The sequence below is a fragment of the Streptomyces sp. 5-10 genome (genome assembly GCF_014712245.1).
Lineage (GTDB): Bacteria > Actinomycetota > Actinomycetes > Streptomycetales > Streptomycetaceae > Streptomyces > Streptomyces violaceusniger.
In genome coordinates this window covers 1-10,474 of record NZ_JACVYG010000117.1, presented here as the reverse complement: position 1 = coordinate 10,474, position 10,474 = coordinate 1, and the positions used below count along the sequence as shown (strand labels likewise).

Here is a 10,474-nt window from a genome sequence, read left to right as displayed (position 1 = left end):
CGTTCGGCGAAGACCGGCGAGGTGGTGAGGAGTTGTGCCCCCATTCCTGCCCATTGGGCGCCCTGCCCGGGGAAGACGAAGACGGTCTTGCCGTGGGTAGTGGCGTGGCCGGTGGTGAGACGGGGGTGAGGTTGTCCGGTCGCGAGGGCCATGAGGGCGGCCGTGGCCTCAGTGCTCTCGGCGCTGGTGCCGGTGCTGGTGTCAGTGCTGGTGTCGGTGTCGGCGAGGATGATGGCGCGGTGGTCGTGGAGGGTGCGGGTGGTGGCCAGGGACCAGCCGATGTCCACGGGGCGCGCTTCCACGCCGGATTCCAGGTGATCCAGCAGGCGTTGGGCCTGAGCCCGCAGGGCCGTGGCGGTCTTGGCGGACAGGACCCAGGGGGCGATTCCGCCGGTGGCGACCAGCCCAGGGGTGTCCGTGCCCTCGTCCGCCTTCGGTGCGGGTTCGGGCTCGGGCTGAGGTGCCTGCTCCAGGATGAGGTGGGCGTTGGTGCCGCTGACGCCGAAGGACGAGATCCCGGCACGGCGCGGGTGGCCCCTCTCCGGCCAGGGACGGGCCTCGTCCAGCAGGGACACCGCGCCCGACGTCCAATCCACCTGTGTGGTCGGCTCGTTGATGTGCAGGGACCGCGGAAGCGTGCCCTGCCGTATCGCCAGCACCATCTTGATGACGCTGGCCACGCCTGCGGCGGCCTGGGCGTGGCCGATGTTGGACTTCAGCGAACCGAGCCACACCGGCTCGTCCCCCGGGCGGTNTCAGCGAACCGAGCCACACCGGCTCGTCCCCCGGGCGGTCCTGCCCGTAGGTGGCGAGGAGTGCCTGGGCCTCGATGGGGTCGCCGAGGGCGGTTCCGGTGCCGTGGGCCTCGACGGCGTCGATGTCTGAGGGGGACAGTCCGGCGTTCGCCAGTGCCTGCCGGATCACCCGCTGCTGCGAGGGCCCGTTCGGCGCGGTGAGGCCGTTGCTCGCCCCGTCCTGGTTCACCGCCGTACCACGGATCACGGCCAGCACCTCGTGCCCGTTGCGACGGGCCTCCGAGAGCCGTTCCAACAGCACGAGGCCGACACCCTCGGACCAGTTGGTGCCGTCCGCACCCTCGCCGAAGGACTTGCAGCGGCCGTCCGACGCGAGGCCGCGCTGGCGCGAGAACTCGACGAACGCGCCGGGCTGGCCCATGACGGCGACGCCCCCGGCGAGTGCCATCGTGCATTCGCCGGAGCGCAGGGCCTGTACGGCGAGGTGGAGAGCCACCAGCGAGGAGGAGCACGCCGTGTCCACGGTCACCGCCGGACCGGTCAGCCCGAAGGTGTACGCCACCCGACCCGACGCCACGCTCGTCGCGCCGCCCACCCCGAGGTAGCCCTCCAGGCCCTCCGGCACCGCGCCCGGACCGACGCCGTACCCCTGGCCGCTGGCCCCGACGAATACCCCGACCTCCTGTCCGCGCAGTGACGTCGGAACGATCCCGGAGCGTTCCAGGGTCTCCCAGGCGGTCTCCAGCAGTACGCGCTGTTGCGGGTCCATCGACAGGGCCTCGCGCGGGGAGATGCCGAAGAAGGTGGCGTCGAATCCGCCCGCGTCGCTGAGGAAACCGCCCTCGCGCACGTACGACTTGCCCAGAGCATCCGGATCGGAGTCGAACAACTCGGCCAGGTCCCACCCCCGGTCCCGCGGGAACGGCCCGATGGCGTCGTCTCCGGCGGCGACCAGCCGCCACAGGTCCTCGGGGGTGCGGACGTCCCCGGGCAGGCGGCAACCCATGCCGACCACGACGACCGGATCCTCGGCCTGGTCAGGGGTGGTCCGGTCACGCCGCACCGGCCGGGGCGTGGCCTCGGCGGTACGCCCGCCCAGTTGGTCGCGCAGAAAGTCGGCGGTGGCCACGGGGCTCGGGTGGTCGAAGACCAGCGTTGCCGGCAGCCGCAGCCCGGTGGCCGTGTTGAGGCGGTTGCGCAACTCCACCGCGGTCAGCGAGTCGAATCCCATGTCGCGGAACGCCTGTTCCGGCCCGATCGGATCGATCGTGGGGAACCCGAGCACCGAAGCGGCCTCTTCGCGGATCAACTCCACGAGCACACGACCCTGTTGGGCCGCCGACAGCCCGGCCAGCCGCTCGACGAGGCCGCCCTCACCGGCCTCCGGCACCGGCCGGGCCGTACGCCGCGTCGGCCGGACCAGCCCCCGCAGCAGCGGTGGGGGTTCAGTGGCCTCCGCGCCGAGGGCGGCGAGGTCGAACCTCATCGGCACCAGCACCGAAAGACCGGACTCCACCGACCGGTCGAACAGGCCCAGCGCCTCCGTGGTGGACAGCCCGACGATGCCGCCGCGCCGCATCCGGTGCAGATCGCCGGAGCCGAGCCCGGCCGTCATGCCACTGGCCTCCGCCCACATGCCCCACGCCAGGGACGTGGCGGGAAGCCCGCGCGCCCGCCGCCACTGTGCGAGCCCGTCCAGATAGGCGTTGGCGGCCGAGTAGTTGCCCTGTCCGGGCCCGCCGAGTACTCCGGCGGCGGACGAGTACACCACGAACGCCGCCAGGTCGTGGTTGTCGTGGGTGAGGTCGTGGAGGTGGGTGACCGCGTCGACCTTGGGGCGGAAGACGGTGTCGAGGCGGTCGGGGGTGAGTGCGGTGAGGATGCCGTCGTCCAGCGTCCCGGCCGCGTGGACCACGGCGGTCAACGGCCGGCCGGCCGGGATATCGGCGAGGACGGCGGCGAGTTGGTCGCGGTCGGCGGTGTCGCACGCGGCGATGTCGACGTGCGCACCGAGTTCGGTGAGCTCGGTGCTGAGGTCCGCGGCACCGGGGGCGTCCGGCCCCCGCCTGCTGAGCAGCAGCAGATGGCGTACGCCATGCTGTGCCACGAGGTGGCGGGCGATGGTGGCGCCGAGCGCTCCGGTGCCGCCGCTGACCAGCACCGTGCCATCCGGATCCAGGACGCGGGGAAGGGTGAGCACGATCTTGCCGGTGTGACGGCCCTGGCTCATCCACCGGAACGCCTCGGGGGCACGGGTGATGTCCCACTGCCGTACGGGCAGCGGCTCGATCCGGCCCGTCTCGAACAGTTCCACCAGCTGGCGCAGCAACTCCCGCACCCGCTCGGCAGGGGCCTCGCCACCGAGGTCGAACGCCCGGTAGGTGACCCCTGGATGCCGCGCCCCGACCTCACCGGGCTCCCGCAGATCGGTCTTCCCCATCTCCAGGAACCGGCCGCCGGGGCGGAGAAGCCCGAGGGAGGTGTCGATGTGCTCGCCGGTGAGGGAGTTGAGGACGACGTCGGCGGTGGGGAAGGTGTCGGCGTAGGCGAGGTCGCGGCTGGAGGCGAGGCGTTCGGCGGGAATGCCGAGCCGGTGCAGGGCGTGGTGTTTGGAGGGGTGGGCGGTGCCCAGGACGGTGGCGCCGAAGTGCTGTGCGAGCTGGACGGCGGCCATGCCCACCCCGCCCGCGGCGGCGTGCACCAGGACCGTCTCTCCCGGCTGGACCCTCCCGAGGTCCTGCAACGCGTAGAGCGCGGTCAGATAGGCCACCGGCACCCCGGCCGCCGTGCCGAACGACCAGCCCTCCGGCATCCGGATCACCGTACGCGCGTCGGCGGTGGCCAGCGGGCCGAACGAGCCGGAGAACAGACCCATCACCCGGTCGCCCACGGCCAGGTCCGTCACGCCCGGGCCGACCTCGGTCACCGCACCGGCGCCCTCCGTGCCGATCACCGACCGGCCCGGATACATGCCGAGAACCACCAGGACATCGCGGAAGTTGAGCCCGGCGGCGCGGACCTCGATCCGCACCTGACCGGCCTCCAGCGGTGCGGTCCCGGCCTCGTCGGGCAGCAGCGCGAGGTTGTCCAGGGTGCCGTACTCGGCCGAGTCCAGATGCCACGACGGCTGCGCGGGCACCCGCAGGCCGGGTTCGACCCGGGCCAGGCGCGGCACCCACACCGCTCCGCCCCGCACCGCGAGCTGGGGCTCATCCCCGGACCACACACCTGCGGGCAGTTCGGGGAGTTCCTCGTACGTGCCGTCGGCGTCCACCAGGGCCAGTCGCCCCGGGTGTTCGGCCTGGGCCGAGCGGACCAGGCCCCAGACCGCGGTGGCCGCAGGGTCGGTGACCTCGGCGTCCCCGTGCACGGCGACCGCCCCGCGGGTGACCACGGCCAGCCGCGTCCCGGCCATCGCGTCGTCGCCGATCCACCGCTGGATCTCCGCCAGCAGGCGGGCGGTGAGCTGTCGGGTCCGTGCGGGCAGCGACTCGGTGAGGTCGTCGGTCCACGCGCGCGTATCGGCCACGAGGACGTCGGGAAGGGTGTTTTCGTCGCCCTCCGCTTCGCCCAGCGGCGCCCGGGAGACCGCGCCGCCCTCCGGCAGGGCGTGTTCGCTCCAGCGGACCGTCCACAGCGCGTCGCCGGCCGCTCCGCTCTCCAGCTGGGCCGGGTCCACCGCCCGCAGGGTGAGCGAGTCCACGGAGGCCACCGTCTGGCCCGAGCCGTCGGTCAGCCGTACCGCGAACGCGTCGTCGCCGACCGGGCGGACATGCACCCGGACCGCGGTCGCGCCGCCCGCGTGCAGACGCACGTTGTTCCAGGCGAACGGCAGCAGGGTCACCTGTCGGGCCGGGTCGGAGGGCAGGCAGAAGCTGCCCGCGTGCAACGCGGCGTCCAGCAACGCCGGATGGATGCCGAACCGTTCGGCCTCCGTGGCGTACGCCTCCGGCAGCGCCACGTCGCCGAAGATCTCACCGTCCCGGCGCCACGCGGCGACGAGCCCGCGGAACGCCGGTCCGTACGCGTAACCGGCGTCGACGAGCGAGCGGTAGAAGTCCGCCACCGGGATCGGCTCGGCCCGTGCGGGTGGCCACTCGCCGACCGCCTCGTCCCGCGGTGCCGGTGCCTGTGCGGTGAGCGTGCCGGTGGCGTGCTCGGTCCAGTCCGTGCCGCCGTCGGCGCGGGAGTAGATCCGCACCGTGCGCCGCCCGCCCTCGTCCGCGCCCACGACGACCTGCACACTCAGGGCGGTGTCGGCGGACAGCATCATCGGCTGCCCGATCACCAGCTCCTCCAGCACCGGGGTGCCGGTCTCGTCCCCGGCGCGCACCGCCAGCTCCACCATCGCCGTGCCGGGCACCAATACCGCACCGGAGATGACGTGTTCGCCCAGCCACGGCTGGGCCCGTACCGACAGCCGCCCGCTGAGCTGCACTCCGCCCGTCTCCGGCAGCTGCACCACCGCGCCCAGCAGCGGGTGGCCCGCCTCCCCGAGCCCGACCGCGCCCACGTCGCCGGACCCGGCGGCCCGCTCCAGCCAGTAGTGCTCATGCTGGAAGGCGTACGTCGGAAGGGCGACGCGCCGGGCGCCGGACCCGGCGAACATCGCGTCCCAGTCCACCGGCACCCCGCGTACGTACAGACCGGCGAGCCCGGCCAGCACCGCCTGGGCCTCCTGGACGCCCGGACGCAGGGACGGTACGAACGCCCCGTCCGCCCCCGCATCGGCATCGGCCACCGCATCCGGCAGGCAGTCCTGGCCCATCGCGGTCAGCACCCCGTCCGGGCCGAGTTCCAGATGGGTGCGCACGCCCGCGTCGGCGAGTGCGCGGACACCGTCGAGGAACCGCACCGCGCCCCGCACATGCCGCACCCAGTACTCCGGGGTGCACAGCTCCTGCGGATCCGCGACCCCGCCGGTCAGGTTCGACACCACGGGCACCCGGGGCGGCGCGTAGGTCAGCCGCGACGCCACCTCGCGGAACGCGTCCAGCATCCCGTCCATGTGGGGGGAGTGGAACGCGTGCGAGACCACGAGCCGCTTGGTCTTGCGGCCCTGCCGGGCCAGCGTCTCCGCCACCGCCGTGACCACGTCCTCGTCGCCGGAGACCACCACGGACGTCGGGCCGTTGACGGCGGCGATGGACGCCCGGTGCTCCTTCCCCGTGAGCAGGGGGACGACCTCGTCCTCGGCCGCCTCCACCGCGACCATCGCCCCGGTCGCGTCGAGTCGCTGCATCAGCCGCCCGCGCGCCCGCACCAGTGTGCAGGCGTCCGGCAGGGAGAGCACCCCGGCCACATGGGCCGCGACCACCTCGCCGATCGAGTGGCCCAGCACATATGCGGGGCGCACCCCCCACGACTCCACGAGCCGGAACAGCGCCACCTCCAGCGCGAACAGCGCGGGCTGGGTGAACTCGGTCCGGTCCAGCAGCGCCGCCCGTGCCGACCCCTCCTCGGCGAACACCACCTCGGCGAGCGAGACCTTCTCGTCCCCGTCCCCCTCTCCCGTGCGCAGGTCGCCGAACTGGGCGCATACGTCGTCGAAGGCCCGCGCGAACACCGGGTAGTGGCCGTGCAGTTCCCGGCCCATTCCGGCGCGCTGGCTGCCCTGGCCGGTGAACAGCACCGCGACCTTCCCCGACGCCACGGACCCGGTGACCACCGACCGGGTGGACGCGCCCGCGGCCACCGCCTCCAGCCCCGCGACGGCCTCCTCGGCATCGGCGCACAGCACGACCGCGCGGTGGTCCAGCCGGGTCCTGGTGGTGGCCAGCGACCAGCCCACGTCCCGCGGGCCATCGGCGTCCGCCTTGCGCACATGGGTCAGCAGCCGTGCGGCCTGGGCCCGCAGCGCCACCTCCGTATGGCCCGAGAGCACCCACGGCACCACGTGGCCGGTGGCGACGGGACCGGGCTCGGCGGACTCCTCCCGCTGTGGGGCGGTGTTCTCCTCCGGGGCCTGCTCGAGGATGACATGCGCGTTCGTCCCGCTGACGCCGAAGGACGAGATTCCGGCGCGGCGTGGATGTCCCGTCTCCGGCCACGCCCGCCCCTCGCTGAGCAGGGACACCGCGCCCGTGGCCCAGTTCACCTTGGAGGTGGGCTCCTCGGCGTGGAGGGTCTTCGGCAGCCGGCCGTGCCGTAACGCCATGACCGTCTTGATGACACTGGCGATCCCGGCGGCGGCCTGTGCGTGGCCGATGTTGGACTTCAACGACCCCAGCCACAGCGGCTGGTCCTCCGGGCGGTTCCGGCCGTAGGTGGCGAGGAGTGCCTGGGCCTCGATCGGGTCGCCGAGGGCGGTGCCGGTGCCGTGGGCCTCGACCGCGTCCACATCGGCCACCGTCAGCCCGGCGTTGGACAGCGCCTGCCGGATCACCCGTTCCTGGGACGGCCCGTTGGGCGCGGTGAGGCCGTTGCTCGCCCCGTCCTGGTTGACCGCCGTGCCCCGGATGACGGCCAGGATGTCGTGGCCGTTGCGGCGGGCGTCGGACAGCCGCTCCAGCAACACGAGCCCGACACCCTCGGACCAGGTGGTGCCGTCCGCGCCCGCGCCGAACGACTTGCAGCGCCCGTCCGGCGCCAGGCCACGCTGGCGGGAGAACTCCACGAAGGCGGTGGGTTGGCCCATGATGGCGACCCCACCGGCCAGCGCCATGGAACATTCGCCGGACCGCAGCGCCTGCACGGCCAGATGGGTGGCCACGAGCGAGGAGGAGCAGGCGGTGTCCACGGTCACGGCGGGCCCGGTCAGCCCGAGCGTGTACGACACGCGTCCGGACAGGACGCTGCCGGAAACACCGACCCCGAGATAGCCCTCCAGCCCCTTGGGCGCCTCACCCGGACCGCCGCCGTACCCCTGGCCGCTGCCCCCGGCGAACACCGCGATGTCCCGGCCCTCCACCGACCGCGGATCCATCCCCGCCCGCTCGAAGGTCTCCCACGCGGTCTCCAGCAGCAGCCGCTGCTGCGGGTCGAGCGACAGGGCCTCGCGCGGGGAGATGCCGAAGAACGCGGCGTCGAACCCGCCCGCACCCTCCAGGAATCCCGCCTCGCGCACATAGGACTTGCCCACGGCGTCCGGATCGGCGTCGAAGAGCGTCTCCAGGTCCCAGCCGCGGTCCGTGGGGAACGGGCCGATCGCGTCCCGTCCCTCGGCCACCAGCTCCCACAGCGACTCCGGGTCGGTCACCCCGCCCGGCAGCCGGCACGCCATCGCCACGATCGCCACGGGTTCGGTGGACTCGGCGATCAGCCGGTCGTTCTCCCGCCGCAGCCGCTCGACATCCATCAGCGAGGTACGCAGCGCCTTGACCAGGTCTTCCCGGGACGCAGCCATATGTACTCCTCTCCGCAACCGCGGCGTCAGTCGTTTCCGAAGGTCGTGCCGCGCATCGCCCGGCTCACCAGCTCGTCGGCGTCCAGGTCCGCGATCGCGGTGTCCTCCGCCTCGGCGGCGTCGCTCAGGTCGGTCAGGCCACTCAGCTCGCCCGGCTCACCGGCCGCGGTGTCCGCGATGCGCATCAGCGCGTCCAGCACCCCGAGCTCGTGGAATCGGCGCAACGGCACCGAGGCCAGCACCCGCCGGATCTCGCGCTCGCGGCCCTCCGCGTCGGTGGCTCCGCCGCCTCCGAGCCCGCCCCCGGGCCCACCCCCGATCCCGTCCACGGTCTCGTCCGCGGTGGGCACCAGCTCGGTGCGCAGCTTCCTCGCCAGCGTGGTGGGTTTCGGATAGTCGAACACCACCGTGGGGGAGAGCTGGAGGCCGGTGGCCGCGTTGATCCGGTTGCGCAGCTCCACCGCGGTCAGCGAGTCGAACCCGGTGTCCTTGAACGCGCGCTCCGGCTCCACCGCGTCACCGTCGGCGTGCCCGAGCACGGCCGCCGCCTCCCGCCGCACCAGGTCGGTCAGGAACGCCTCCTGCTCCGGACCGGTCAGCTCGGCCAGGCCGTGCAGGAGCGCCTCTCGCCGCGACGCGCCCTCGCCCGGTGTGTCCGCCGCCAGGACCTCGGCGACCTCGGGCAACTGCCGCAGCAGCGGCCGCTCCCGGGCCATCGTGTATCCCGGTACGAACCGCGCCCAGTCGATGTCGGCGACGATCACATTCGGCGGGCCACCGCCCACGGCACGCGCCATCGCCCGCAGCGCGGGTGCCGGGTCCATCGGCAGGATCCCGATACGGCGCCACTGGTCGCCGCCGTCGGCGTCGATCATGCCGAGACCGCCGCCCCAGCCGCCCCACGCCACCGACGTGCCCGCCAGGCCCCGGGCGCGGCGGCGCTGCGCCAGCCCGTCCAGGAAGGCGTTGCCCGCCGCGTACGGGGCCTGGCCGCCACTGCCCCAGACACCGGCGCCGGAGGAGAACAACACGAACGCGTCCAGCTCCCGGTCGCCGACGAGCTCGTCCAGCACCAGCGCGCCACGCACCTTCGCCCCCGTCACGGCGGCGAACTCCTCGGCGGTCACCTCGGTGACCGGAGCCGGGAGCAGTCCCGCACCGGCCGTGTGCACCACCGCGGTCAGCGGATGTGTCCGCTCCGCCTCCGCCAGCACCGCGGCCACGGCGTCCCGGTCGGTCACATCACACGCGGCGACCGTGACCCGCACATCTGTCAGGTCCGCCACCAGTTCGGCCGCGCCCGGCGCGTCACCGCCCTGCCTGCTGAGCAGCACCACATGGTCCGCCCCGCTCGCGGCGAGCCAGCGCGCCACATGTGAACCGAGCCCGCCGGTGCCGCCCGTGACCAGCACGGTGCCCCGTGGCTTCCAGGCTTCGGCCGAACCGTCCCGGTCCCGCAGCATCCGGCGGGCGAACAGCCCCTCGGCGCGCACCGCGAGCTGATCCTCCCCCTCCGGCGAGCACAGCGCCGCGAACAGTCCGTCCGGCAACTCCTCGTCGTCACCCTCCCCTTCGGCCGGCAGGTCGATCAGTCCGCCGAAGGTGTCCGGGTGGTCGAGCCCGAGCACGGCGCCGAATCCCCACACCGCCGACTGCACCGGGTCGGGCGCCTCACCGGCCACCGCGACCCCGCCCCTGGTGACGCACCACAGTGGTGCGGTGACGCCGTGGTCCCGCAGCGCCTGCGCCACCGCCAGCGTGGCCGCGGTGCCCATGGACACGGTGCCGTACTCGGTGTCGGCGCGGCCGTCCCACGAGAGCAGGGACACCACCCCGGCACAGCCGTCCGCCGACTTGACCTGGTCGCCCAGCGCCTCCCGGCTGGTTTCGGAGACCTCGGCGGCCACCACCTCGGCGCCCCGCGCGGCGAGCCCGTCCAGCACCGCGCGGACCCGCGCCGAGGCGGCCCGTACGGCCGGGACCAGCACCAGCCACCGGCCCGACAGCCGCGGGGTGGCGGCGGCCACCCGGGTCCAGCCGACCCGGTACCGCCATGCGTCGGTGAGGGTGTCCTCCCGGCTGCGGCGGCGCCAGGAGGCCAGCGCGGGCAGCACCGTGCCCAGGGCCGCCGCGTCCACCTCGAGATCCCGCGCCAGAGACTGCGCGTCTCCGCGCTCGATGGCCGCCCACAGGGAGCTGTCGGCGGTCTCGGCCCGCGTCGGTGTCCTGGCAGGCTCCAGCCAGTAGTGCCGGTGCTGGAAGGCGTAGGTGGGCAGCGGCACCCTACGGGCCCCGGACCCGGCGAACACGGCCGCCCAGTCCACCGGTGTTCCGGTGGTGGAGAGTTCGGCGAGGTGGGTGAGGAAGCGGGTGG

1 protein-coding gene and 1 pseudogene are annotated in these 10,474 nt (G+C 73.8%); both read right to left on the bottom strand.

Annotated features, from left to right (window positions below):
• Window positions 1-8,100, bottom strand: a pseudogene (locus IEJ02_RS47020) (SDR family NAD(P)-dependent oxidoreductase); the annotation flags it as partial.
• A 26-nt stretch (window positions 8,101-8,126) separates the two neighbouring features.
• The coding region (locus IEJ02_RS47015) for an SDR family NAD(P)-dependent oxidoreductase (RefSeq protein ID WP_191070391.1) at window positions 8,127-10,474 on the bottom strand (2,348 nt) is incomplete at its 5' end.